At 63.8% G+C, this 25,203-nt stretch carries 26 protein-coding genes and 2 riboswitches; of the genes, 11 read left to right on the forward strand and 15 right to left on the reverse strand.

What is annotated here, in order from left to right; genetic code table 11:
• The first annotated feature begins 38 nt into the window (after window positions 1-38).
• Complete coding sequence (locus tag P4U43_RS11240) at window positions 39-860, forward strand: DUF1206 domain-containing protein (protein WP_056546074.1); 822 nt, start codon at window positions 39-41, stop codon at window positions 858-860.
• A 17-nt stretch (window positions 861-877) separates the two neighbouring features.
• On the opposite strand, the gene P4U43_RS11245 is transcribed toward P4U43_RS11240, so the two are convergent.
• The 3 genes from P4U43_RS11245 to P4U43_RS11255 form a co-directional block, all read right to left on the reverse strand.
• Entirely contained in the window at window positions 878-1,294 is a 417-nt protein-coding gene (locus P4U43_RS11245) for a CoA-binding protein (RefSeq protein WP_277358815.1), read from the reverse strand.
• Between the two features lie 67 nt (window positions 1,295-1,361).
• On the reverse strand, window positions 1,362-2,141 hold the full coding sequence (locus P4U43_RS11250) for an alpha/beta fold hydrolase (RefSeq protein ID WP_277358816.1): 780 nt from the start codon (window positions 2,139-2,141) through the stop codon (window positions 1,362-1,364).
• Window positions 2,142-2,153: 12 nt separating this feature from the next.
• Window positions 2,154-3,107 carry an aldo/keto reductase gene (locus tag P4U43_RS11255; protein ID WP_277358817.1) on the reverse strand — a complete coding sequence of 318 codons (954 nt, stop codon included), beginning with the start codon at window positions 3,105-3,107 and terminating at the stop codon, window positions 2,154-2,156.
• A gap of 137 nt (window positions 3,108-3,244) precedes the next feature.
• Between P4U43_RS11255 and P4U43_RS11260 the strand changes: the two genes are divergently transcribed.
• Window positions 3,245-4,291, forward strand: coding sequence for a D-2-hydroxyacid dehydrogenase (locus tag P4U43_RS11260; RefSeq protein ID WP_277358818.1), 1,047 nt, complete (start codon window positions 3,245-3,247; stop codon window positions 4,289-4,291).
• Window positions 4,292-4,316: 25 nt separating this feature from the next.
• On the opposite strand, the gene corA is transcribed toward P4U43_RS11260, so the two are convergent.
• From corA to P4U43_RS11280, 4 genes are all read right to left on the reverse strand, one after another.
• Window positions 4,317-5,333 carry a magnesium/cobalt transporter CorA gene (corA, locus tag P4U43_RS11265; protein ID WP_277358819.1) on the reverse strand — a complete coding sequence of 339 codons (1,017 nt, stop codon included), beginning with the start codon at window positions 5,331-5,333 and terminating at the stop codon, window positions 4,317-4,319.
• 124 nt (window positions 5,334-5,457) lie between these two features.
• Window positions 5,458-5,709, reverse strand: a complete 252-nt coding sequence (locus P4U43_RS11270) for a helix-turn-helix domain-containing protein (RefSeq protein ID WP_277358820.1) — start codon at window positions 5,707-5,709, stop codon at window positions 5,458-5,460.
• On the reverse strand, window positions 5,709-6,200 hold the full coding sequence (locus P4U43_RS11275) for a DUF2975 domain-containing protein (RefSeq protein WP_277358821.1): 492 nt from the start codon (window positions 6,198-6,200) through the stop codon (window positions 5,709-5,711). The genes P4U43_RS11270 and P4U43_RS11275 overlap by 1 nt, the downstream gene beginning before the upstream one ends.
• A gap of 166 nt (window positions 6,201-6,366) precedes the next feature.
• Window positions 6,367-7,008 (reverse strand): nucleoside/nucleotide kinase family protein, encoded by a 642-nt coding sequence (locus P4U43_RS11280; protein WP_277358822.1) that lies wholly within the window; start codon window positions 7,006-7,008, stop codon window positions 6,367-6,369.
• 59 nt (window positions 7,009-7,067) lie between these two features.
• On the opposite strand from P4U43_RS11280, the gene P4U43_RS11285 reads away from it, so the two are divergent.
• Window positions 7,068-7,736: a ThuA domain-containing protein gene (locus P4U43_RS11285; protein WP_277358823.1), complete on the forward strand. Its 669-nt coding sequence runs from the start codon at window positions 7,068-7,070 to the stop codon at window positions 7,734-7,736.
• On the opposite strand, the gene map is transcribed toward P4U43_RS11285, so the two are convergent.
• Window positions 7,733-8,509: a type I methionyl aminopeptidase gene (map, locus tag P4U43_RS11290; protein WP_277358824.1), complete on the reverse strand. Its 777-nt coding sequence runs from the start codon at window positions 8,507-8,509 to the stop codon at window positions 7,733-7,735. The two genes, P4U43_RS11285 and map, sit on opposite strands and share 4 nt — an antisense overlap.
• Before the next feature lie 96 nt (window positions 8,510-8,605).
• Window positions 8,606-8,703, forward strand: a riboswitch (SAM riboswitch).
• A gap of 5 nt (window positions 8,704-8,708) precedes the next feature.
• Here map and P4U43_RS11295 point away from each other — a divergent pair.
• The 7 genes from P4U43_RS11295 to P4U43_RS11325 all read left to right on the forward strand — a co-directional run bounded on the left by P4U43_RS11295 (window position 8,709) and on the right by P4U43_RS11325 (window position 16,450).
• Window positions 8,709-9,533 (forward strand): ABC transporter ATP-binding protein, encoded by an 825-nt coding sequence (locus P4U43_RS11295; protein WP_277358825.1) that lies wholly within the window; start codon window positions 8,709-8,711, stop codon window positions 9,531-9,533.
• Between the two features lie 132 nt (window positions 9,534-9,665).
• Window positions 9,666-10,694, forward strand: a complete 1,029-nt coding sequence (locus tag P4U43_RS11300) for an aliphatic sulfonate ABC transporter substrate-binding protein (protein ID WP_277358826.1) — start codon at window positions 9,666-9,668, stop codon at window positions 10,692-10,694.
• Window positions 10,694-11,605 (forward strand): ABC transporter permease, encoded by a 912-nt coding sequence (locus P4U43_RS11305; RefSeq protein WP_277358827.1) that lies wholly within the window; start codon window positions 10,694-10,696, stop codon window positions 11,603-11,605. The genes P4U43_RS11300 and P4U43_RS11305 overlap by 1 nt, the downstream gene beginning before the upstream one ends.
• Window positions 11,596-13,638: an acetate--CoA ligase gene (gene acs, locus P4U43_RS11310; RefSeq protein WP_277358828.1), complete on the forward strand. Its 2,043-nt coding sequence runs from the start codon at window positions 11,596-11,598 to the stop codon at window positions 13,636-13,638. The genes P4U43_RS11305 and acs overlap by 10 nt, the downstream gene beginning before the upstream one ends.
• The gene (locus tag P4U43_RS11315) at window positions 13,628-14,989 is read left to right on the forward strand and encodes an O-acetylhomoserine aminocarboxypropyltransferase/cysteine synthase family protein (RefSeq protein WP_277358829.1); all 1,362 of its coding nucleotides are present in this window, start codon (window positions 13,628-13,630) and stop codon (window positions 14,987-14,989) included. Before acs ends, P4U43_RS11315 begins: the two co-directional genes overlap by 11 nt.
• Window positions 14,986-15,480 (forward strand): CoA-binding protein, encoded by a 495-nt coding sequence (locus tag P4U43_RS11320; RefSeq protein ID WP_277358830.1) that lies wholly within the window; start codon window positions 14,986-14,988, stop codon window positions 15,478-15,480. The genes P4U43_RS11315 and P4U43_RS11320 overlap by 4 nt, the downstream gene beginning before the upstream one ends.
• A 196-nt stretch (window positions 15,481-15,676) precedes the next feature.
• Window positions 15,677-16,450, forward strand: a complete 774-nt coding sequence (locus tag P4U43_RS11325) for an ATP-binding cassette domain-containing protein (protein WP_277358831.1) — start codon at window positions 15,677-15,679, stop codon at window positions 16,448-16,450.
• Window positions 16,451-16,779: 329 nt separating this feature from the next.
• On the opposite strand, the gene P4U43_RS11330 is transcribed toward P4U43_RS11325, so the two are convergent.
• From P4U43_RS11330 to P4U43_RS11355, 6 genes are all read right to left on the reverse strand, one after another.
• The gene (locus P4U43_RS11330) at window positions 16,780-17,055 is read right to left on the reverse strand and encodes a hypothetical protein (RefSeq protein ID WP_277358832.1); all 276 of its coding nucleotides are present in this window, start codon (window positions 17,053-17,055) and stop codon (window positions 16,780-16,782) included.
• Between the two features lie 2 nt (window positions 17,056-17,057).
• Complete coding sequence (locus tag P4U43_RS11335; RefSeq protein WP_277358833.1) at window positions 17,058-17,654, reverse strand: potassium channel family protein; 597 nt, start codon at window positions 17,652-17,654, stop codon at window positions 17,058-17,060.
• Between the two features lie 235 nt (window positions 17,655-17,889).
• Window positions 17,890-20,040: a heavy metal translocating P-type ATPase gene (locus P4U43_RS11340; protein WP_404800728.1), complete on the reverse strand. Its 2,151-nt coding sequence runs from the start codon at window positions 20,038-20,040 to the stop codon at window positions 17,890-17,892.
• A gap of 49 nt (window positions 20,041-20,089) precedes the next feature.
• Window positions 20,090-20,419 carry a heavy-metal-associated domain-containing protein gene (locus P4U43_RS11345; RefSeq protein WP_277358834.1) on the reverse strand — a complete coding sequence of 110 codons (330 nt, stop codon included), beginning with the start codon at window positions 20,417-20,419 and terminating at the stop codon, window positions 20,090-20,092.
• Window positions 20,420-20,770: 351 nt separating this feature from the next.
• Entirely contained in the window at window positions 20,771-21,370 is a 600-nt protein-coding gene (locus tag P4U43_RS11350; protein WP_277358835.1) for a DUF305 domain-containing protein, read from the reverse strand.
• 230 nt (window positions 21,371-21,600) lie between these two features.
• Complete coding sequence (locus tag P4U43_RS11355) at window positions 21,601-22,011, reverse strand: four-helix bundle copper-binding protein (protein WP_277358836.1); 411 nt, start codon at window positions 22,009-22,011, stop codon at window positions 21,601-21,603.
• Window positions 22,012-22,902: 891 nt separating this feature from the next.
• Window positions 22,903-23,077, forward strand: a riboswitch (cyclic di-AMP (ydaO/yuaA leader).
• Between the two features lie 3 nt (window positions 23,078-23,080).
• Here P4U43_RS11355 and P4U43_RS11360 point away from each other — a divergent pair.
• Window positions 23,081-23,968, forward strand: a complete 888-nt coding sequence (locus P4U43_RS11360; RefSeq protein WP_277358837.1) for a LysM peptidoglycan-binding domain-containing protein — start codon at window positions 23,081-23,083, stop codon at window positions 23,966-23,968.
• A 490-nt stretch (window positions 23,969-24,458) separates the two neighbouring features.
• On the opposite strand, the gene P4U43_RS11365 is transcribed toward P4U43_RS11360, so the two are convergent.
• Window positions 24,459-25,203, reverse strand: a 745-nt coding sequence (locus P4U43_RS11365; RefSeq protein ID WP_404800729.1) for a M23 family metallopeptidase, incomplete at its 5' end; no start/stop codon positions are given.

Here is a 25,203-nt window from a genome sequence, read left to right on the forward strand (position 1 = left end):
CGGTGACACACTATAGGGACCACGATCAAGGAGTGCACATGTCAGACCTGGGCCGACAGGCGCGGAAGGTTGCAGACGGAGCCGAAGACGCAGCTGATTCCAAGCCGTTCATCATTGCTGCCCGTGCAGGGTATGTCGCGGCGGGCCTGCTGCACATCCTCATCGGCGTGATTGCTGTGCGCGTTGCCTCGGGAGGATCGGGCAGCCCCGATCAGGCCGGGGCCATGTCATCGCTCGCCAGCACGCCGTTCGGCGGGATCCTGCTGTGGGCCTGTGCAATCGGGTGCTGTGCCCTTGCGCTGTTCCTGCTGAGCGAGGTGTTCTTTCCGCCGCAGCGCCTCGACGGCAAGGAGGATGTCATCTACCGGCTGAAAAACGGTGGAAAAGCCGTGGTGTATGCGGCAATCGGAATCGGGTTTGCCCAGTACGCGCTGGGCGGAGGCGGAGGCGGCTCAACCCAGTCGACCAGTGCGGCCCTGATGGCGAGCCCCGCCGGGCCGGCGCTCCTGCTCGCGATCGGCGTCGGTATTCTCATTGTGGCGGGGTACTTCGTCTACAGCGGCGTTACCCAGAAGTTCGAAGAGCATCTGTCAGGCAAGCCCTCGGGCTCGACAGGCAAGGCCATCACCACGCTGGGGACCATCGGCTATGTCGCCAAGGGGATCGCGCTGGGCGTGCTGGGCATTCTGGTCATCACCGCGACCGTCACACACGACCCGGAAAAGTCAAGCGGGTTGGACGGCGCACTCAAGTCACTGCAGGAGCAGCCATTCGGCGTCTACATCCTGGGCGCGGTTGCACTGGGGCTGATCGCGTACGGCGTCTTCATGGTGGTGCGCTCCCGCTACCAGCGCATGTGAGTGCGGGGGCTTCGTGCTTACAGCCCCAACCTCGGAGCCTCGATGGCGGGGCAGGTGTTCATGACAACGTCCAGTCCTGCATCAGCCGCCCGCTGGGCCGCCGCCTCGTCGATCACTCCGAGCTGCAGCCAAACCGCCTTGGCGCCCACTGCGATCGCATCGTCGACCACCGCGCCCACCCGTTGGCTGTTCACGAAGCAGTCGACGACGTCGATCTCTCCCTGCACGTCGGCCAGCCGCTTGTATCCGGTGCGGCCGTAAACGTCGTCACCTTTCAGACTGACCGGAACAACCTCCATTCCGAGCTGGTCGATCAGGAAGCGCGATACCCCCATAGCGGCCCGCCGCGGGTTGTTCGAGAGCCCGACGACGGCCCAGCGCGCCGGAGTGGTCAGCAGCCGTTTGATGGTGGCTGGGTCATTGGAGTGCGGCATGGAGTCTCCTTCTCAGACAGGCTGCCAGTGTGGCAGGTTTGCGACCTATAGGTAATATCCAGCCACGCTAGAGATGCGGTGCTTTCCGGGCGATGAACTGTCCGATCCAGTCGACGGTTTCGGGATGGTCGAGATGAAAGCCGTGCCGCCCCTTCGCTACTTTCACCAGTACCGAGTGCGGAATAAGTTCACGAAGGGCCAGTGCGTTGTCCAGCGGGGTGAGGGGATCATCTGTGCCGTGAAGGATGAGCGTCGGCGCCTCCAGCGAGCCGAGGAGGTTCCGCGCGTCGTGCTCTGTGCTTGCACGGAAGTGCCGGCGTTTGGCCTGCTTCGATGCGCGTGATGTGAAGAAAGTCCGGACAGCCGAGCTGTGCGCGGTTGCCCAGTCTGCGTCGAAGAAGAGCGGTTCGAGCTGGGCCGGGTCGCCGCTGGTGAGCGCCCGGGTGGCGTCGGGATCGCGGTTCTTCCCGAGGAACCCGCCCGCCGAGGTGGCAGCGAGAATGAGGGCGCCAACCCGGTCCGGATGATCGATCGCGAGCCACTGCGCAACGCGGCCGCCCATCGAGTGCCCGTAAATGTGCGCGCGTTCCACACCGGCGGCGTCGAGGACTACGAGGGCATCGGCGGCGAAGTCCCTGGTGTTGAGGTGTCCGGTGGGGCCGTCATCGCTCTCGCCTACCCCTCGATGGTCAAAGCGAATGACGCGGAAATCCTCGGCCAGACTGGGAACGATCGGTTCCCAGCCGGTCAGCGCGGTTGCCTGGCCGGCGATGAGCAGGAGCGGAGTCCCGGAGCCGTCCGACCGCCAGGCCAGGCGGGTGCGGTCCGCAGTAACCGCGAAGTTCACGGGCCGACCCGCTCAATCGGTGATGGGCGACGGCGGTGTGCCCAGGTTGTCCAGTTCCTCCCAGAACGACGGCGGCACTTCTGACTGCCGCGCTTGTTCGAGCTGGTCGATGCGCTTCACCGATGAGATGCCGACGATGGTGGAATCGACCAGAGGTGAGCGCAGGGAGAAGTGGAGTGCCGCCGTCGGGAGGTCGATTCCATGTTTGGCGCAGAGGCCCTCGACCCGAGCTACCCATTCGAGGAGTTCCGGCGGGGAATCGTTGTAGGCGTAGGTTGCGCCGCTGGCGGAGCCGCGAGCGAGGAGTCCGCCACCGAAGGGCGCAGCGTTGAACACGCCCATCCCCTGCTCCACTGCCTCGTCGATGAGCGGAAGTGCACTTCGGTCGACCAGCGTGAACCGGTTGTGGGTGAGGAGGACGTCGAAGGCTCCGGTGGCGACGTACTGCCGCATCAGGCTGACAGTTCCTGCGGCGATGCCGATGGCATCTACCAACCCCTCTTCCTTCAGTTCCAGCATTCCGGCGATTGCGCCACCCGGCGCTGCCGCCTCTTCGAAGGTGATGGAGTAGGGGTCGTGCAGGTGCAGCAGTCGAAGCCGGTCTACTCCCAGCCGCCGGCAGCTCTCTTCGAAGGACCGCCGGACCCGGTCCCGGTCGAAGGAGCCGGTTTCGGGGTCCTGGTCCGCCTTGGTGACAACTGACCGGCCCTCGGCAGCGCCGCCGTTCGCCAGTGCCAGGCCCAGAACTGCCTCGCTTCGGCCCTTTGCGTAGTTGTTGGACGTGTCGACGAGTGCGTACGGGCCGTGCAGCATTGCCTGGGCGAGTTCGATGGCGGCCGCCTCCTCACGGTCCCCGGAGCTGGTTCCGGCACCGAGCGATGAGGTGCCGAGCGTGATGGGACTGGCCAGGAGACCGGTACCGCCCAGCGGCCGGGGATCGACGGGGTGGTGAATCTGCTGGGGCACAGTGTCTCCGTTTCGCGGGTCGAGATGTTTGGCTGGGACTCTGCTTAGGAACTTACCGCGAAGCCCGGGTTCCGGCGAAGAACCGTTGTCAGTGAGCTCCCCTATGCTTTTTCAAGAACCCCTTCGACTGGAGAACCGTGGCCGAGCTTCGCGTCTTTGTACCCACTCCCCTGCCCGAGCCCCTCTGCGAGCTGATCGAAGAGCTGGAGCCGCGCATCGAATTGGTGCGGGACCAGTCGCTGCTGCCTCCTCAGCTCTACGCGGGCGACCACCAGGGCGCCAGGGACTTCCGGCGGACGCCATCGCAACAGGCAAAATACGAACGCCTCATTGACAGCGCGGAGGCCCTGTACGGCGTACCGGGCCAATCGGGGCAGGAGTTGCGCCGCACTGCCCGTGCCAACCCGCACCTTCGGTGGGTCCACACCACGCCTGCAGGCGGCGGCAGTCAGGTGAAAGCGGCGCAGCTCACTCCGGATGAGCTGGAGCGCATCACATTCACCACTTCAGGCGGCGTGCACGCCGAACCGCTGGCCGAGTTCGCAGTGTTCGGCGTCCTTGCCGGCGCGCAGGGCGTGCCCCAGTTACTGGAGGATCAGCGCAACCGCGTCTGGGGAGCACGGCGCCCGGTGCCGCTGGTGGCAAACCAGCGTGTCGCCGTCGTCGGGCTGGGCGGAATTGGGCGCGCGGTGGCGCGCAAGCTGAGTGCGCTGGGGGCGGACGTCATCGGTGTGCATCGGCGCGAGATTGAAGCGGAAGGTGTCTCGGGCATCGTCCCGCCGGAACGCCTTGGCGCTCTTCTTCCGGACGTTGACGCCGTGGTGCTGTGCCTACCCGCTACCGAATCAACCCATCACATGCTCAGCCGGGACCTGCTCGAGCAGGTGAAGGAAGGCATCACCGTGGTCAACGTCGGCCGGGGTGCCACCGTGGACGAGGAAGCGCTCATCGGGGCGCTCAGGGACGGGCGGGTCGGTTTTGCCGCGCTCGACGTTTTCGAACAGGAGCCGCTGCCGGGTGACAGCCCGTTGTGGGAGCTTCCGAACGTCCTCGTAAGCCCCCACAATGCCGGCACATATGAGGAAGAGGAACGGAAAATCGCGGAGCTCTTCGCGGAGAACGCCCGGCGGCTGCTCGACGGCGAACCGCTCCTCAACGTTGTTGACACTGTGGAGTTCTATTGAGCGGGTGTCCCGGTGGGGCGGGGTTCTAGAGCCATTTCTTGCGTTTGAACGTCAGATACAGGCCGACGCCCATCAGCAGCATCAGCGCAAGCGCGAAGGGGTAGCCCAGCGGCCAGTCCAGCTCCGGCATGAATTCGAAGTTCATCCCGTAGACGGTGCCCACCAGGGTGGGCGCGAAGAGGATTGCAGCCCAGGACGAAATGGCCTTGACCTCTTCGCTCTGCGCCAGGCTCGCTTCCGAGAGGTGCCGCATTTCCTCGTTCTGCCGCTGCGTCACGAGGGTCGCATGGACCGAGAGGGCGTTCTGGAGCAGGATCCGGAAGGAGTCGATCCGCTCGATGATGCGCAGCACGTGGTCCTGCACATCCCGCAGGCGGGGCTGCAGTTCCGAATCCATGTCCTCCTTTTCGGCGTCAGCCAGGAGCGCATCGAGCATTGGCCGCAGCGGGTGAGTGGCGCGCTGAAAGCCGATCACTTCGCGGGAGAGGTCATAGATGCGGCGTGCTACGTCAGGAGCGGAGCTGAAGAGCTCGTCCTCGATTTCGTCGATGTCATTCTCGAGCCCCGCGACAACGGGCGCGTACTGGTCAACGACCTCGTCAAGGATTGCGTAGAGCACTGCCTGGGGTCCGAGTGCGAGCAGTTCGGGCCGCGCTTCCAGACGCCGCCGGACCTTCGCGAGGTCGGGTGATTCGGCCTGGCGGATTGTGACAATGAAGTCCGGGCCTACGAAGACGTGCAGTTCCCCGAACTCCACCATTTCCTCGGCATCGAGATACCTGGCCGGCCGGAGGACCGCGAAGAGGGTTTCCCCGTAGCGCTCGAGCTTGGAACGCTGATGGCCGTGCAGCGCATCCTCGACGGCGAGTTCGTGAAGCGCAAACTCATCCGCCACCCGCTGGATTTCAGCATCATCCGGCCGGTACAACCCGATCCAGGCCATTCCGCCGTGATCACGCTTGAGTTCAAACGTCTGGTCCAGATTCTCCGGGTTAGCGGTCCGTTGGCCGTCCACATACACGCCGTTGTCAACGATGGCCACCGTGCCGTCCTCACTCTTGTCTGCTGCGCTCCGCCGCATTCCGTCCGTCGGAAACGGGGCTTAGGCGAGTTTCTCACAGCATCGGCGGCCGCTGCGGTACCGCGCCCGAATCTCGGGTGCGCGGTCAGCGCCTGCTGTTGCCGCCGTCGTCGTCGTTGCTTTCCACAGTGCCTCCCGGCTCCCAGCGCAGCAGGTCTCCGGGCTGGCAGTCCAGAATCTCGCAGATTGCCTCCAGGGTGGTGAAGCGGACGGCTTTGGCGCGGCCGTTCTTCAGGACAGCCAGGTTGGCCGGGGTGATGCCAATACGTTCGGCCAGCACACCCACGGGCATCTTGCGCCTGGCCAGCATCACGTCGATGTCCACGATGATGGGCATCAGATGACCTCGTCGAGTTCGCTGCGCAGGTTTTTCGCTTCGGCATCGCGGGCTACTGCCTGGGCGAGCAGCACCCGCAGGACCAGCACGATCAGCGCAACACCGCCGATCAACAATGAGGCACCGCAGATGAGCAGGATGACCCCCGGAGCAATTTCCCCCGGAGCCAGGAGAACCGCGAGACCGAACACCAGGACCGACGCAGCGGCGATGGCCCCGAAGATGATGTCGACATACCGGAATGCTCCATCGGAGAAGACCGTGCCGCTGCGGACCATGGTGAGCAACTTCCACAAGCAGACGGCGCTCACTTGAACCGTCAGGATGCCGAAGACGACGATCGCGTTGAACGTGATGCGCAGCCCAGTGGGCACGCCCGACTGCTCAAGATCAGCGGAGATCAGCGGGACCATCCAGAGCTGGATGAACAACGAGCCCGCAATGACCATCGCGATGACGACCTGCAATGCGAGGACGGCCAACTTTCCCATCGGGATTCTCCTTCGATTGATTAACAAGGAGAATATATCGAGAAACGATAGGTGGTCAAGCGTGGAGCAGCCTTGAGGCAGCAAAGGTGCCGGAGATGCGCAGGAACGTGGTGACGTCCCCACGATCCTGCGCATCCCCGGCACCTTTGCGTTCGAACCCGACCGGCTACTCGACCCGAATCACCAGATCCGCCCGGTTCTTCGTCGCCTCGATCAATCGCGCGTTCGGTTCATCCACCCGCTCTACCCACTCCGCCGCCGCAGCCGGACTCTTTCCGAACAGGATGTGCCGCTGGATCAGCCGGTCCAGCCGCAGGTTCTCATCCTGCTCGCAGTACCAGACCTCAGTGCACTGAGCCTGGGCCTGCCGCCAGCCCGGGCGATCGAGCAGCAGGTAATTGCCCTCCGTGAGAATGGTGCGCACGGACGGATACACAGGGATCACGCCGGCAATGGGCTGCTCGATGGTGCGCTCGAAACCTGGGGCATACACTACAGAATCCCGCCGTCCACGAAGCCGCTTCAACAGAGCAGCATAGCCATGCTCGTCGAACGTCTCGGGTGCGCCCTTGCGTTCCAGAAGACCCAGGCGCGCCAGCTCCTGATCGGACAGATGGAACCCGTCCAAAGGAACATGGGCGAAGCGCTGCTGATCCGGGTCGGGTTTGTTCTGGTTCAGTGAAGCCATCAACTGCTCCGCGAGGGTAGTCTTCCCGACTCCAGGAGCGCCGACAATCCCAATAACGACAACGCCGGCCTCGCGCGCCGATATGCGCTCTATTCGATCAACAAGTTCCGACAGCGTCACCGTGCCATCCTGACATGTGACCCGGGTCGAGAACGTTGTTCATGGGCAGAATGGGTCCCATGACAACGGCACTCATCCTCAGCGGCACCGGCCGGTACGCGGACCCCTGGCACCCGTTCGCGGAAACTTCCGCGGCCATCGCGGACCTGCTCCGCGGTCACGGACTCACCGTAGAAACAGCCGACGACGTCGACGCCACCCTCGGTAGCTTTCGTGACTCTGCTGCCTGGCCGGATCTGCTGGTGGTGAATGTCGGCCTCCCGCGGGACGGCGGCACTTCCCCCGGTACAGATGCCGCCCGTGATGGCTTGGACGCCTGGGAAGCCGGCGGCTGTCCGCTGCTCGCCCTGCACTCGAGCGCCACGAGTTTTGTCGATTCCGAGTCCTGGGAAGCGGCGCTCGGCGGACGCTGGGTACGCGACGTGTCCATGCACCCGGAGTACGGCGCTGCAAACATACTGCTCGAGGGTTCCTTCCCCGTTGGGATACCTGATTTCACTCTCGACGACGAACGCTACAGCTGGCTGCGCACCTCACCGGACGTCATCGTTCACGCCCGCCACGAACACGAGGGGCACTTGCACCCTTTGATGTGGTCCCTGGAGCGACCTGTCGGGACTGGATCCGCACGAAGCTTCTATGACGCACTCGGCCACGACGCGGCGTCGTACTCCTCACCGGAACACCGCGAACTGATGAAGCGCGCGGTGGACTGGCTGCTTGGCTAGGTCTCTTGTCGCAGGGTCAGGATCTCCGCGCCATCGTCGGTGATCGCGATGGTGTGCTCACTGTGCGCGGTCCGGCAGCCCGTAGCGCTGCGGAGTGTCCACCCGTCGGCGTCGACTGCCAGTTCAGCGGTATCCGCCATGACCCATGGCTCCAGCGCCAGCAAAAGCCCCGGGCGCAGCACGTATCCCCTGCCGGGCCGTCCGGTGTTTGCCACGTGGGGACCCTGGTGCATTGTCGACCCGACGCCGTGACCGCCGAATTCCGTGTTGATCGGATATCCCGCGGCGCTGAGGACTGAACCAATGGCAGCGGAGATGTCGCCGATGCGCGCGCCTGGTCTGGCGGCGGCAATCCCGGCAGTCAATGCACGTTCGGTGGCATCAATCATCGCGACGCTCTCCGCCGGCTTTGACTCGCCAACGATGAAGCTGATGGCGGAGTCTGCGACGATTCCGCGCTGGGAGACGGCGAGGTCCAGGGAGAGCAGGTCGCCGTCGGCAAGCGAGTAGTCATGCGGCAGACCGTGGAGCACAGCATCGTTGACGGACGTGCAGATATAGGCGCCGAACGGGCCGCGCCCAAACGGCGGCTCGTAGTCGACGTAGCAGGACACCCCGCCTGCCTCAGCGATCATCTCTTTGGTCCATTGGTTGATCTCCAGCAGGTTTGTCCCGACCGTGCTGCGGCTCTTCACCGTCTGCAGAATGTTGGCGACCAGCGCACCCGCTTCCTTTGCCCTGGCCAACTCGCTCGCGTTCAGAATTTCAATCATGTAGATGACCCTCTCACGCTGCCGATGTCCGGCTGAAGCGTTCCTTTGTTACGACACATATTGCGCCGGACCCTTGCAAAAGCGTTTAGTGGAATTCCACCATCCCGAGCGGCCGAGAGACCTGGATCGTTGACGCCGCAGCAACCCTTACCTGCTTGCAGGAGAACGGGTGCTACTGCCAGGAGCGATGGAGTTATACATGAGCACCGTTCTTCGAGCGCACCGTACCCAGGCCATTTCCACTGATGGCAACCAGACACTGCCGCTGACTTTCTCTTCGTTGACCCGAAGTTTCGGGAGCGGAAGCGAGCAGCACGTGGTGCTTCGCGACGTGACCCTGGACGTTGAAGCAGGCGAGGTTCTCGCCATTGTGGGCGCCAGCGGTTGCGGGAAATCAACCCTCCTGCGAGCCGCGGCAGGACTGGACGCTCCCACCAGCGGTGCGGTACTCATCGACAGCACAGCAGTGGACGGGATCGATCCCCGCTGCGCCGTCGCGTTCCAGGAACCCCGACTCCTCCCCTGGCTCTCGCTGCGCGAGAACATTGCTATCGGCCTGCCCAGGGAAACCAGTTCCGCCGCGGGCAAGGCGAAGGTGGAGGAGCTTTTGGGCCTCGTGGAACTCGACGGGTTCGCCGGCCACCGGCCCCGCGAAGTGTCCGGAGGCATGGCACAGCGGGCATCGCTGGCACGTGCACTGGCACGCAACCCGGGCGTCCTGCTCCTCGACGAACCCTTCGGCGCACTCGATGCCCTGACGCGGCTGAAGATGCAGGACCTCCTGCTGCGTATCCACCAAACCACCCCGACCACGGTCCTGCTGGTCACCCATGATGTTGACGAAGCGCTGCAGCTCGCCGACCGGGTGATCGTTCTCGCGAAGGAGCCTGACGTCCAGGGTGCAACCATCAGCCGCGTGCTGGAGGTTCCGGGCGACCGTCCGCGCGACCGCGGCTCAGCCGAACTTGCCGCGCTACGCAGTTCGCTGCTGAGCAGCCTCGGCGTCGACAGCCACCAGCACTAACCGCGCGCCTGCGGCCAGTTCGCAGCGCCGTATCCCAGCGCGTGCGGCGCCCACCGTGCCGCCATGTTGCGCCGACACCCCCAAGAACAAGCCCCCTACACCCGTCCCACGCACTCTCCGAAAAGGATCACCATGAAGAGCACCGCACGTTTTCAGTTCGCCGCCACCGCCGCAATCGCCGCCCTCGCCCTTAGCGGCTGCGTTGCCGGGGAAAACGCCGACGGCTCAGTCGGCGAAGCCGCAGCCGCGACCGGCGGAGAACTCACGGTGGACTTCGCCACCTACAACCCGCTGAGCCTCATCATCAAGGACCAGGGCTGGCTCGAGGCCGAGTTGGAAGATGAGGGCGTAACGGTCAAATGGGTCCAGTCCGCCGGATCGAACAAGGCCAACGAACTGCTCCGCTCCGGCGAAGCTGACGTCGCCTCAACGGCCGGTTCGGCAGCGCTGATGGCCCGCGCCAACGGCTCCCCCATCAAGACCATCGACATCTACTCACAGCCCGAATGGTCCGCACTGGTCACAACGGCGGATACGGGTATCGAATCCGCGGAGGATCTCCGCGGCAAGTCCATCGCCGCCACCAAGGGCACCGACCCCTACTTCTTCCTGCTCCAGTCATTGGCAGAGCACAACGTTGACCCGAGCGAAGTGACCATCCAGAACATCCAGCACGCCGATGGCTGGGCCGCCCTCAACACCGGCTCGGTGGACGCCTGGTCCGGCCTCGATCCCATCATGGCCGCAGCCGAAGAAGACGGCGCCGAGCTGTTCTACCGCAACGTGGACTTCAACACCTACGGCTTCCTCAATGCCACCGAGTCCTTCCTGGAGGAAAGCCCTGAGCTCGCCCAGGCCGTGGTCAACGCCTATGAGAAGGCACGCCAGTGGGCTCAGGAGAACCCGGAGGAAACCGCAGCGATCCTCGCCGAGGTTGCGGGCATTGAAGAATCCGTGGCCACCAAGGTCATCACCGAACGGTCCAACCTCGACGTCAACGGCACCCCCGGTCAGGCCCAGCTGGACGTGCTCGAGGTAGTCGGCCCGATGTTCGTCGAATCCGGTGACGTCGCAAGCCAGGAAAACATCGACGAAGCCCTCTCCACCCTTCTTGATGACACCTACGCAACCAACGCCGATCCGTCCGCTATTGGAGAGTAATGAGCAACCCCTACCTCACCGGTAACAGCGTGCCCGGCGGCGTCGGCACCGGCCCCGCCTCGGTCGTCTCCTCCAAGGGGACAAGCTCCCCGCACACAACAAATCAGAACGACGACGACGGCAGGCAGGGCAATGCCCTCACCCGCCGCAAGCCGCGCGGCAAGGCAGTCGCCAAGCTCGGACTGGGACTGATTGTTCCGCTGGCGCTGTTGGCGGCCTGGCAACTGGCCGCCGTCGTCGGTTTGATCAGTCCGGTCACCTTGCCGGCGCCAACCGCTGTCTTTGACGCCGCCGTCGATCTGATCCAGCGCGGGGAACTTCGCATCCACATTGCTATTTCGACCCAACGCGTGGTCATCGGCTTCCTGATCGGTGCCATCGCCGGTCTCGTGGTCGGAGCGTTTGTCGGTCTGTCCCGGTGGGTGGACACCCTGTTCTCGCCGACCATCGGTGCCATCCGCGCCGTGCCGTCACTGGCGTGGGTTCCCCTGCTGATGCTCTGGGTGGGAATCGGTGAGGATTCGAAAGTCATCCTTATCTCCATCGGCGCCTTTTTCCCCGTTTTCACCACCGTTGCCATGGCCCTGCAGCACGTGGACAAGAACCTGGTCGAGGCCGGAAGGGCCTTCGGGCTGAACGGGCTGAGGCTGTTCACCACGGTGCAGCTGCCCGCCGTGGTCCCCTCGGTGATCTCGGGGCTGCGGCTGGCGCTCGCGCAGGCGTGGTTGTTCCTCGTCGCGGCTGAGCTCCTGGCGTCCTCGATGGGCCTCGGCTTCCTGCTGACCGATTCTCAGAACAATGGACGGGTGGACCGACTGCTCCTGGCAATAGTGCTGCTGGCAATCCTCGGCAAGCTCACGGACGCGATCCTGGGTGTCTTCGAGAAGTGGGCTATCCGCAAATGGGCGTAACTGCCGTAGATTCCCTTGTTCACGGGGGCTTCACCAACGAGGAAGAGCGGATCGCCTTCTGGGAGGAACAGGCGCGGCGGCTGCACTGGTCCTCCGACTGGCATACGGCCCACACATTCGATCCGGCACGGCAGGGACCGGACGGCGAGCTGTCGGTGCCGCGCATTGAGTGGTTCGCCGGCGGCACCCTGAATGCCGCCTACAACTGCGTGGACCGGCACGTCGCTGCAGGCCTGGGCGACAAGCCTGCCCTGTTCTTCGAGGGCGAGTCGGGAGACCGCCGCACGGTCACCTACTCCGAGCTTCAGGACGAGGTGTGCCGGGCGGCCAACGCCCTGACTGCCCTGGGGATCGGCAAGGGCGACCGCGTGGTCATCTACCTTCCCGTGCTGGTGGAGACCGTCGTCGTGACCCTGGCGTGCGCGCGTATCGGCGCCGTTCACTCGCTCGTCTTCGGTGGCTTTTCCGCCGAGGCGCTGCGCTTCCGGGTCGAGGACACCGGCGCCAAACTGCTGGTGACCACCGATGGGCAGTACCGACGCGGCACCGCGGTGCCGGTGAAGGACAACGCCGATGCCGCCGTCGTCGGGAAGAACGCCATTGAACACGTGCTGGTGATCCGGCGGACGGGCAGCAATGTCGCGTGGACCGAAGGCCGCGACGTGTGGTGGCACGACGTTGTTGGCACCGCCTCCCCCGTACACGAGCCGCAGGCGTTCGACGCCGAGACGCCGCTGTTCATCATGTACACCTCCGGCACCACCGGCAAGCCGAAGGGCCTGGTGCACACCACCGGCGGTTACCTGACGCAGGCGTCGTGGAGTTACGAGTTTCTCTTCAGTGACCCGGATCCCGCGTGCCGCGTGAACGACGTCCACTGGTGCACCGCCGACCTCGCGTGGGTCACGGCACACACCTACGAGATCTACGGTCCACTCTCCAACGGTGCCACTCAGGTGATCTTCGAGGGCACACCGAACACCCCGCATCCCGGGCGGCACTTCGAGATCATCGAACGCTACGGCGTCACCAGCTATTACACGGCGCCCACGCTGATCCGTTCGCTGATGGGCTGGTTTCCCGACGGCGTTCCGTCCTCCTATGACCGCTCTTCCGTCAAAGTCCTGGGCACGGTCGGCGAGGCAACCAATCCCGAGGCGTGGCGCTGGTTCCGGGAGAAAATCGGCTCCGGTACCGCTCCCGTTGTGGACACGTGGTGGCAGTCGGAAACCGGCGCGACAGTGCTCAGTCCCCGCCCCACTGATGATTCCTTCAAACCCGGCTGCGCCTCACGCGCCCTGCCCGGTGTGAGCACGCGCATCGTGAACGACGACGGCGAGCCAGTCAGTCCCGGAGAGCAGGGGCTGATCGTGGTGGACCGGCATGGCCCGGCGATGGCCCGCACAGTGTGGGGAAATCCGCAGCGTTATCTCGATTCCTACTGGCGGAAGTTCGCTGCGCAGGGCTGGTTCCTTGCCGGTGACGGCGCCAAATACGACGACGACGGCGACACCTGGATCCTCGGGCGCGTTGACGACGTCATCAATGTGTCCGGGCACCGGCTCTCGACAATCGAGATCGAATCAGCGCTGGTGTCCCATCCCCTTGTAGTTGAGGCGGGCGTTTGCCCGGTGGTTGATGCGGTGACGGGGCATGCGATCGCCGCCTTCGTCGTCGTGCATGGCGAGGCAGGTAATCCAGCGTTTGAACAGGACCTGCGCAACCATGTCGCGAAGGCCATCGGTCCGATTGCCAAGCCGCGCGCCGTCGTCGTCGTGGAGGATGTGCCGAAGACGCGTTCCGGGAAGATCATGCGGCGACTGCTGACCCAGCTGTACGAGGGAACGCCGCTCGGCGACACCACCTCGCTGCAGAACGAGGGCTGCGTGCCGCGGATCGCGAAAGTCCTCGCCCTGAAGAACCTACCGGGGAAGGCACCGGAAGTTTCGGGCACGTATGGTGGATTCGAACGCCCAGAAGTCACCGCAGGTGCACAAAAGTTGGATCAATTTGGAGGAAACATTGGGCACTGACCGCACCTTCGGCTTCCGCACCCGTGCGTTGCACGCCGGCGGAACCCCGGACGCCACACACGGCGCACGAGCCGTACCGATCTACCAGACCACGTCGTTCGTCTTCAAGGACACCAATGACGCCGCCAACCTTTTCGCGCTGCAGAAGTACGGCAACATCTACTCGCGCATCGGCAATCCCACCGTTGCAGCCTTCGAGGAGCGCATCGCCTCGCTTGAGGGCGGCATCGGTGCCGTAGCGACGGCATCAGGCATGAGCGCAGAGTTCATCACCTTCGCTGCACTGTGCCAGGCCGGCGATCACATCGTTGCAGCAGCCCAGCTCTACGGCGGCACCGTTACGCAGCTCGATGTGACGCTCCGTCGCTTCGGCATCGAAACCACGTTTGTTCCAGGCACCGATCCGGCCGACTACGCCGCCGCCATCAAGGACAACACCAAGGCGGTCTTCACAGAGATCATCGCGAACCCGAGCGGTGAAATCGCGGACATCGCGGGCCTGGCAAAGATAGCGCACGACGCCGGTGTCCCCCTGATCGTCGACTCCACCCTCAGTACGCCCTACCTCATCCGCCCCCTTGAGCATGGTGCTGACATCGTGATCCACTCGGCCACCAAATTCATTGGTGGGCATGGCACCACGCTGGGCGGGGTCATCGTTGAAAGCGGCAGATTCAACTGGGGCAACGGCAAGTTCCCCACCATGACCGAGCCTGTCGCTTCCTACGGGAACATCCAGTGGTGGGCAAACTTCGGCGAGTACGGTTTCCTCACCAAGCTGCGCACCGAACAGTTACGGGACATCGGGCCGTCGCTGTCGCCGTCGTCGGCCTTCCAATTGCTGCAGGGCGTTGAGACGCTAGCGCAGCGCGTCGATGAGCACGTGGCAAACGCTCAGGCCGTTGCCGAGTGGCTTGAGAAGGATCCGCGGGTTGAGTACGTGAACTATGCGGGGCTCCCCTCGCACGTGCACCATGAGCGGGCGAAACAGTACCTGCCGCAGGGTCCCGGCTCGGTGTTCAGCTTCGGCGTGAAGGGAGGCCGGGAGGCCGGGCAGAAGTTCATCGAAGCCCTGCAGTTGGCGTCCCACCTCGCCAACGTCGGCGATGCCCGGACACTCGTGATCCACCCCGGATCCACCACGCACCAGCAGCTCTCAACCGAACAGCTTGCGGCCGCCGGCATCCCGGAGGATCTCATCCGGATCTCCGTTGGCCTTGAGGATCTGGACGACATCCTCTGGGATATCGATCAGGCGCTCGAGACCGCCGTTGCAGGAACATCCGAGCACCTTGAACGGACGCTGGACGTCAGCGAAGAGGAAATCGCCGCAGAGGGAGTGAAGGCATGAGCACACAGGACCGCACCTGGGAGGGCCCGTCGGCCCCCGAACGCCTGAACATCCTCCGCAACGCGAAGTCGATCGCCATCGTCGGGGCCTCGGACAAGCCGTCACGAGCGTCGTATTTCGTGGCGACGTACCTGCAGTCATCCGCGCCGTATCGGCTGTACTTCGTGAATCCGACAGCGACCGAGATTCTCGGGCAGCCGGTTTACAAGTCCCTGGCGGACTTGCCGGAGCAGCCGGACATCGTTGACGTGTTCCGCAAGCACGATGACCTCCCCTCGGTCCTGGAGGAATCCAAAGCCGCCGGCGCGAAAACTCTATGGCTTCAGCTGGGTTCCTGGCACGAGGACGTGGCGCGGGACGCCGAAGCTGCCGGCATGAACGTGGTCATGGATCGCTGTGTGAAGATCGAGCACGCACGTTTCCATGGCGGCCTCAACCTGGCTGGCTTCAACACTGGAGTCATCTCCTCGAAGCGTCAGGTGACCGCTTAGCACGACGGCAGGCGGGATCAGCTTGAGTGCGGCAGGAATCGAAGAAGCGTTCCGCCCGTGCCGGTGACATGCCGTTCGTAATGTTTCGAGACATATCCCCGAGGTGGCCATATGCAGTCCAGCTCCGGCTAGGTTAGTGGAGATCACTGGCGGGCGGACGGGGCTGCCCCGCCACCTGGATGCTACGGAGTAACCGATGAGTCCCAGCACGGTTCCACCCCCTCACGCCGCGGTGAAGCGCGCTTCCATGCCGTTGCCCGTCTCCTTTGTGAGCCTCCACGCCGAGGGCTTGCGGGATGTCAATCTCGAGATTCGCGCGGGCGAAGTGCTCGCCTTCGTAGGAGCCACGCCCGGCACCGAGAACCTCGTGGGAACAGAGAGCCTTCTGGGCACAGAGAACGACGGCGCCTCCCGCCTGCTGCGTGCAGTCGCCGGTCTCGATCATCCCCGGTCAGGATCGGTTCTGGTTGGCGGGGAACCTGTTCGCCGGACCGACGACCGCTGTTCCTGGACGCCGAGCGATGCCGCTCTGCAGCCCACCCACTCGCTGCAGGCGAACCTCGCGCTCGGGCTTCGTAAGAGTTCCAGCGCCAGCGAAGGCAAGGCGAAGATCGCTGAACTGCTCGACCTTGCGGGCCTCCATCGCTTCGCGAAGCTGCTGCCGACCGACGTCACCGCTGAAATAGTCCGCCGGGCGGCACTGGCTCGGGCTTTGGCCAGCGGGCCGGGCGTCATGCTGCTGGACAATCCGTTTGCAGCCGTCGAGGGCGCTGCCCGCACCGTGCTGCACAACGTACTGCAGACCCTTCACCGCGCGCTTCCCACCACCGTCCTCCTGGCGACCAACAGCATGGAAGAGGCGCTCCGGCTGGCCGACCGCGTGGTGGTGCTCGGCCGATCAGCCGCCGAAGACGTCACCGGAGCGCTTTCCATCCGCGAGATCCGGGACGGGCAGCGGAAGCAGCGCTGACTGTTCACACCCCGTGGATAACTGAAGCTACGGGGGACCGTTCCCTTCTCCCTGGTTAGCGCACGAACAATGATTCCCGAGTTGATTGCATGGATGGGCGCAGGCTTCGGCCTGCTTGTCCGTCTTGCACTTGGTCAGCCGGAACGAGCATGGTGCCATGCACACACCCACCACGTGACCGAGGTCGAACGTCGGACTCCTGCTGCAAAGTTCGGAACTGCCGATAACGGCCCATACGTCAATGTGTTCATTACTGCTGATCTTGTGCCTCATTGTCGCGCCGTGCCGGCTGAGATTCCTCGTGATTTTCGGGCTAGCCACATTGACGTTTAGCTCCGCGGTTTCTGTCCGTGGTCCGTGGCATACGCGTCGATGATTTCCTCAAGGTTTTCCCCGGTGTGCAGGAAGCTCTCCTTAAGCTCAGACCCCAACTGGTCCAGCGCCAGAGAGAGTTGCCGTGCGCTGAGCCGTACCGCGGTCTCCTGCCGATCCAGGGCGGCATCGCGCAGGCGTAGCGCGTAGGGCAGCTGGCGGGATAGAGACACATCAGGGTTTTGCTCTTGAAAGTAGAAGCCCTCGGCATGCTGCGTAAAATCCAGGCGCACTTTCACCACTTCAGCAGCGAGAGTATCCAGAACCCGTGACACGGTGGCGGCGTCCATTTCCCTGATCGCACGGCGTAACCGACATCGGCCAGGCCTTTGAGCTCCAGCGCCAGGGCCCGACGTCGGGACAGCGGCGGATAGATCTGCGTGAACCAGGTCAGTGCTGCGGTGAGCAGAGCGAAACCGGTCAGTGCTTCCAAGGGAGAGGCCAAGCGGATCCATGTGTCGGTAGCGACGACGTCCCCGTAGCCGAGGGTAGAGAGAGTGACGAAGGAAATGTAGAACGCTTCGTGCAGGTCAGGATAGGCTGCCGGATCCACGCCCGGTGAGTACATGAACCCGCCGGGAATGTGGGGATAGTAGATCAGTGCCCAGCCTGTCCCTTGGATTGCCACCCACAGCAAGATCACGGTGACCATTGCTGCTGGCCCGAGGCTTGATCCGAACCGGTGTCCGATCATCTTCGAGAACCGCCACGCCACAGCCAGTACGAGCCCGCTGAGGTGCCCTTGACCGCTGGGGTGCAACAAGGTGTGGAACATGTCCATGAGCCCGAACAGGATGATCACGATCCCCACGATCGTCAGCACAACACTCATTCCAACGTTCCTCTCTCTCGATCATTGCTGTTCCCACTGGCCTTATCATCACGGCCCGCCAAACTGATCCGACTGCCGTCAAACTGTGGTCCACCCACTCCAGACGGACAGAGCGAAAGGATGCCGGTCTCGAGCTGGTGGCCTATGAAAACGCGTGGTATCAGCCAGCCGAAGGAGTACTCATGCTTTGCCCAATCGGCGATCCGGCGGGACGCCGACGTTTCCAGGTCGGTTCCTATGTTGTGATGCGTTCGGGGCTGAGGTCGATTCTGCGCAGCAGTTGCGCGTTGAGTGCGACCACGATCGTTGATACGCTCATCAGCACTGCTCCGGCTGCGGGTGAGAGGACGAAACCGGCGAAGGCGAGTACGCCTGCGGCCAATGGCACCGCGAGGATGTTGTAGCCGGTGGCCCAGACGAGGTTTTGGATCATCTTGCGGTAGCTCGCCCTGGACAGGTCGATCATCGCCAGGACCGAGCGTGGGTCGTTTCCTGCGAGGACGACGCCGGCGGATTCCATGGCGACGTCGGTGCCGGCACCGATCGCGATGCCGACCTCTGAGCGGGCCAGGGCAGGGGCGTCATTGACGCCGTCCCCGACCATGGCCACTTTAAGCCCGCGGGATTGCAGTTCAGCGATTTTGGAGTCCTTGTCCTGCGGCAGGACGTCGGCGAAGACCTCATCAATGCCCAGTTCAGCGCCGACAGCGTCGGCGACCTGCCGGGCATCACCGGTGATCATAGCTACTTTCACCCCACGGTCCTGCAGGGCTTTAACTGCTGCCTTCGACTCGTCGCGGACGCGGTCCTCGAGCCGGACCGCTCCGATCACCTCACCGTCGCGGACCACGTGCAGCACCGAAGCGCCGCGGCCCACCCATTCCTGGATGGTGCCCGTCATGTCCGGCGGTGTCTCCAAAGAAAGTTCCTTGAGCATGTTCGGTCCGCCGACGGCGACCTCGGAGCTGTTGACGGTCGCGCGGACGCCCCTCCCGGTCATGGACGAGAATCCGTTACCGCGGTAACCGTACGCCATGGCTTCCGATTGATCCGCGGCCGCCTGGACGATGGCCCGGGCAACGGGGTGTTCGCTGTCGGATTCCACGGCCGCGGCCAACGCCAGCATTTCCGCCTCGCTGATACCGCCGGTTGTGGTGGTGGCGGTGACGGCGTGGCGGCCTTCGGTGAGGGTGCCGGTCTTGTCGAATAGGACGACGTCGACGGTGCGCATCCGTTCCAGGGCCATGCGGTTCTTGATCAGCACCCCGCTCTTTGCTGCCCGCTCGGTGGAGATGGCGATCACCAGTGGAATGGCCAGGCCGAGGGCGTGGGGGCAGGCGATGACCAGGACGGTGACGGTGCGGATCACCGCGTCATCCGGGCTGCCCAGCAGCAGCCAGGCGATGAAGGTGAGGATGCCCGCGATCAGGGCGAAGTAGAACAACAGGGCTGCTGCGCGGTCGGCCAGTGCTTGGGCCTTCGATGAGGAGGCTTGTGCTTCGGCGACCAGTCGTTGGATACCTGCAAGGGTGGTGTCGGATCCGACGGCGGTGACCTTGACCCGTACCGCGTTATCGGTGGCGACCGTTCCGGCGACCACAGTCTCACCGATGGTCCGTGGGACGGTGCGGGATTCGCCGGTGATCATGGATTCGTCGAACTCAGCTGCGCCGTCGACGATGTCACCATCTGCCGGGACCCGGGCGCCAGAACGGACCAGGACGACGTCCCCGGTCGTCAGTGAGCTGACCGGGACGGTTTCGACCCCGGTCTCGGTGACACGGTCGGCTTCGTCTGGGAGGAGCGCTGCCAGAGCGTCGAGGGCGCCGGCGGCGGAGCCGAGTGCCCGCATTTCCATCCAGTGGCCCAGCAACATGATGACGATCAGCAGGGCCAGTTCCCACCAGAAGTCGAGGTTGAAGTTCCCGATGCCGAGGGTAGTGATCCAGGACGCGATGAAGGCGACACTGATCGCCATCGCGATCAGCAGCATCATGCCGGGTTGCCGGGACTTCAGCTCGGTGAGTCCGCCCTTGAGGAAGGGGGCACCGCCGTAGATGAAGATGATGGTGCCGAGGATCGGGGAGATCCACATGGAGCCGGGGAATTCCGGCGGCGTGTAACCGACGATCATGGCGAACATGTGGCTGAACAGGACGACCGGGACGGTCAGGATCAGGCTGATCCAGAACCTGTTTTTGAACATGGCGGTGGAGTGCCCGGCGTGCTGTCCGTGGGTGTGTACCTCATGGTCAGCATCCGCATGTCCCCCGTGGCCCTCGTGCTGGTCGGCGTCGAGCGCGGAGGTCGGCTCCTGCGTGGGCATGGCCTGACCGTGGGTGTCGTGATCACCGGCCGCGGAGCCGGTGGGTGTCTGGTGTTTCATGGGAATTCTCCTTCGGTCACACGGGGCTTGTGTCCCGGACCTGGAAAAGTCAGGCGTTGGTGAGTTGATAGCCTGCCTGCTCGACCGCGGTGCGTACTGCTGCGGAAGGGACGGGCTGGCTGCTGTGGATGGTGACCGTGGAGGCCCCACCCGACACGAGGTCAACCGTGACGTCCTTGACCTCATCGAGAGCGCTGATGGCTGAGGTGACACGGGAGGCGCAGGACCCGCACGTCAGCCCGGTCACGGCGAAACTGGCAGTGACATCGTCTGCTGCCGCGGGAACCAGCTCAGCCGAGGTGTCCTGGGGTGCGCAGCAGGCGCAGCCAGCGGAGGACTTGTCTGTCAGGGTCAGATCGGAAGAAGTAGCGCCGCACATGGTGATCTCCAAACAAAAAGGGAATGGTTTTTCGGGAATCAGCGGCGGCTGCAGCCGGTGGTCGTTCCTGCCGGCTACAGCCGCCTGAGGTGACCTTCAAGGAGTATGCGGCCACTGATGGGCTCGGACTTCCCGCTCCGGTACCCACGAATCTATACCCCCAGGGGGTATAGGTCAAGGCATGCTTCCTATCTCCTCGTGATCTCCTCGTACAGGGGCCGCACCGCGCTGCGGCTCAGCTATCCGATTTCCCTGTGACGGGAGAGTCGGAAAACTTCCTCAGCCACCGATCGGTCGGGACCAGCCGGGGACCTTGGACCGCTGTTATCCGGGTTGACACTCGGCAGCCGGTTACTCTCCAGCACACTCGCGTTCCGCGGGTTCCTCGTACTCAGGAACGGGCCGGTCTGCCGCTTCCTGGACGGTTGCCGCGATACCGTTCTGCGCGATGTCCTCGATCAGCCAGTCCATCTCAAAGATTTCCCTACGCTGGGCCTCACTGATTTCGACTGCGAGCTGACATACCCGCACGTCGGCCAGTTCCGCGCGTTCGGACCGGGTGATTGCGAGGGAATGGTGCGGGATCATCGCGCTCATGAAGTCCTGATCATCCACGGTGGTCTGGCTGCGGTCCAGGAAAGCCCCGCCGCCCAGCAGCAGGAGGCTGACCACCACCACGGCTATGTTCGCCTTCGTATTTTTGTACATGTTCAGCATCCAGCCGAGCATGATCAACCCCATCGTGCCGCCCATCGCGAGTGCCATGAACACGCGGCTCTCGCTGAAGCGGATATGGCTCCATTCGTAGGAGCCGATGAACATGACAAAGTACATCACCACCATGGCGGTCAGGATCATCGCCCCGAAACGCAGGTACATGTTCCGCATGTGATGGGACTGCTGCTCGTCCTGACCTTGCTCGTTGGACCGGCTATTTTCCGTGTTCGACACCGACTGCTCCTTTTCAGTATCTGAATACCTGATTGATCCCAGGGCGGCTGCTGAAGATGAAGGTTCAGACAGCAGTAGACCTGTGAACTTTCGAATGACCCCTATCGATCGCGGTCATCATCGGCGGTGGGCCCTGGGGCCGGTTGTGCCCGCCCAGGGCCACGGGTGTTTCTGCTGCGATTCGTCACGTTTCTCTTTCCCTTTCAGCACGAAAGGGAAAGAGGAAGGCTCTAGCCGAGCACGGACAACAATTCTGCGCAGGCCTTCTCGCAGCGGCGGCACGCTTCGGCGCAGATCCGGCAGTGGTCGTGCATCTCGGCGTGCTGTTCGCATTCGTCCGCGCAGGCCTTGCACGCGGTGCGGCAGGCCTCCAGTACTGCGCGGGTGAGGTTCGCGTCGTACCCGGTGTGGCGGGACAGGACGTTGCCGGTCGTTGCGCAGATGTCCGCGCAGTCCAGGTTGGTGCGGATGCACTTGGTCAGTTCCGCGACCATATCCTCACTCAGGCACGCGTCGGCACAGGCGGTGCAGGTCTGGGCGCATTCAAAGCACGCCTGGATGCATTCGGCGAGCTTTTCCTTGTCCACTCCCCCAAGGTCCTTGGGGTAGGTATCCAGCATGGACGTCACATGGTGTGTCATTGGTTTCTCCTCAACTTAGGGTGCAGCTGACCGAGGTCAGGCTGCGGTTTCGTTCGTTCTGTAGGTATGGCACCCCGGTGGGCAGCCATAGACCGACGGTGTCGGCCCGGGAACAGACTGAAAAGGTCACGCCAAGGAAGGCCTCCGCGCGCCCGTGAGGAGGGTTTATGTGCGACTGATCGACAACGCAGTCAAGGACGGAGTGAGGTGGTCAAGTTTCTCCAGCGCCGGATCAAACAGCCCCGGTGGTGCGTTCCCATTCTCGGCAAAAAGTTGCCCGAGGGCTGGGGGAAGGACGTCAGCTGGTTCAGCCGGGACCGCACGCTGCGGTGGGACTACGGCATCAGGAGCGCTGACCTGTTGATGACAGCAGGCTTGCGTGGACGGCGACCCCTTCGGGACCGCGGCCAGGACTGCGGCCTCGGTACTGCTGGTCGGAACCGTCGGACCCATAGCTACAGCACTACCGGTCATCGCACCAGAAGTGTGCTCCATCTGCAGGCACAATGCGGCGGCAGCCGAAGTTGTGAACGCGACTATCAGCGAAAAGGCCAGCGTCACCAGCGTCACCGTCTGTACGGTGCCACGTAGATGAACGCGTGCTCGCTGCGTGATGGTTATCCCCTCCCGAACGCTGCCTGCCTTCCCACCCTAATGAACACTAAGCATGGTTACAAGTGCCGCCGGTCCCACCCGTTCGGGTCCACCGGATGGGATGCGCGGCAGTGATACGCCCTGATGGTGACGGACTCCGAGATCCATGTCCTCCCGCAAGGCCGGGGCTTCTGTTATCTAAACGTGACATTTGGTACCTGTGGGGGGTATCCTCATCAGGTGTTCCCGGCACCAGCCGAGAATATTTCCGTGCAGAATGCTGAGTCCTGCCGCTGCCCGGGATTCGTCCGTAATTCCGTTCGGCAGGAACGGGGGACCCACAGATCGACGGGCCATCACATGGTCCTTGGGGTTAAGACGTTGCTGCTTTCCTTCCCGGAATATCAGGAACGACCGGGTGACTCCCATCCGAACCCGACAGCTCACCCCGCAGGCATGGGAGAGGCAACCACGCATGTCACGAAACACTCCGGCGCGCCACCGCGCCACCGTAACCCACTCGATCGCCCTAGAGGGATTGTCCCACTCGACCAAAGCCGGTGCGGTTGCACTGGGCAGGCCGGCCATCATCATCGCAGCAACCGGCGGTCTCGTTGCTGGCGTGGGGGCACCTGCCCAGGCGGGAACCTACACCCAGGAAGCGGCTACCACGGCCACTCAGGCACCTGTTCCCGCGCCGGTCGCAGAAGTTCCGGCTGCATCCTCGGCATCGGTTCACACCGTGGTTTCCGGTGACACCATGGGAAGCATCGCAGCTCGCTACGGCGTTGAACTCAACACCCTGCTGGCCCAGAACAACCTGTCCTACACGTCGATCATCTACCCCGGCCAACAAATCACTGTGTCGGGCGCAGCGGCCGCCTCGGCAGGAGCCTCGGTACCCGCGGCTCCTGCCGCCATTCCTGAAGCAGCACCGGCGAACGAGGTCTCCTACACGGTGGGCGGCCAGCAGGAAGCCCGTATTTCGCTCGCTTCGAGCAGCATCACTCCGGCCCAGCGGTCAGCTCCGGCTCCGGCTGTTTCCTCCAGTGGTGTCGGTGCCGCTCTGGTCGCCTCGGCGTACGGCCAGCTTGGCTCCATTCAGGACTGCACCATCCTCGTTGAGCGCGCACTGCGATCCATCGGCAAGTCTGTCGGCGACCTCGGGCCCGAACAGTTCTATCAGTACGGCACCGTCGTCGGGACCCCGGCTCCCGGTGACCTGGTCATCCGGCCCGGCCACATCGGCATTTACGTAGGTAACGGCGAAGTCATCAGCAGCGGCATGAACGGTGCGAACCTCACCCTCAAGCACCCGCTGTCCGACCTTGCAGGCTCGTCCTACGTGCGAGTCAACGGCTAAGTATTCCTAGAGCGTTTCCCTAGGATGGGAAAGCGGCAGGCACCTTGGAACGGGGGTGCTTGCCGCTTTTTCTTCTGTTCACCACTTCCAAGGTCCAACGGGCCAGCGTTTAGCTATCCAACGACGCCAGGCCAGGTGTCATCGCGGCCATCGATCCATCACTAGGTGGGGCTGATTCCTCGACTCGGAGTGAAGCGGGCGTCAGCTAGAGAACAGATTTCCTGAAGACCATGCTGGGCACGGCGACTTGATGGGGCGGGCAGGCCTGCCAGGAGAAACAAACCAGAACGAACAGATGCAGGTGCAGGTTCAGGTCGATCATGACCTCGCAATCAGCTCAGGTCGACCCGGTGCGGGATGGTTATATGACTGGTGCGACCCGCGCGGCGGTGGCCCCTCCGCTGCAGCTCGACGCACACTGCAGTTCCCGCACTGGATGAGAAACCGCGGAGGCCGGGATTTTTCCTCGCCCTCTAGTGCTTGTCCTTGACTAAAACCAGCTGCCGGGGTCCACGAGCGTGTCATTGATCATAACTTCGAAGTGTAGATGGCAGCCGGTGGAGTTGCCGGTGGTTCCGACTCCGCCCACAACGTCTCCCCTAGTAGCTGTCTGGCCAACGCTGACAGCAATCGTGGCGAGGTGGTTGTAGGTGGTCTTGAGCCCATCCCCGTGATCAATCACGATCCGGTTGCCACCACCGTAGGGGCTCCATCCGGCTTCGGTGATGACTCCGCTGGCAGCGGCCATGACGGGGGTGGAACATGAGCCGGTGAGGTCGATGCCGGTGTGCATCTCACCCGGCACCCCGGTCAATGGGTTCGTGCGATATCCGAAGGTCGAGACCGTGCTCATCTGGGCCAGTGGTGCGCCAAGGCCGGCCTGTTCAACTGGTTCGACCGCAGGTTCAGTAGTAGGTTCTTCGTCGGCGTCATCGCCGGGGTCCGTCTGGATGGGACCATCAGCCAACAAGTGGGATGAGTCGACCGACCCTGTCGCCGGCTCTGGGGAGGAGGCAGCACCGGGCACCGGAGCACGGCTGAAATCTACCCTGGCTTTCGGGTCGGCCTTGATGCTTTGCGCGTGGGGCTGCGGAACGCTGCCCGGGCCCGCGCTGACGGCGGATGATTCCACCGATGATGGCACCGCTGCGGTCAGGGGGATGCCCGCGAGGAGCGCGCCGCTGAGCACGCCGACGGCCGAGATTGCACCGGCGATCGGGGCGACAGGTGAGGCG

It is taken from the genome of Arthrobacter vasquezii (assembly GCF_029455255.1).
GTDB classification, from domain to species: Bacteria; Actinomycetota; Actinomycetes; order Actinomycetales; family Micrococcaceae; genus Arthrobacter_D; species Arthrobacter_D parietis.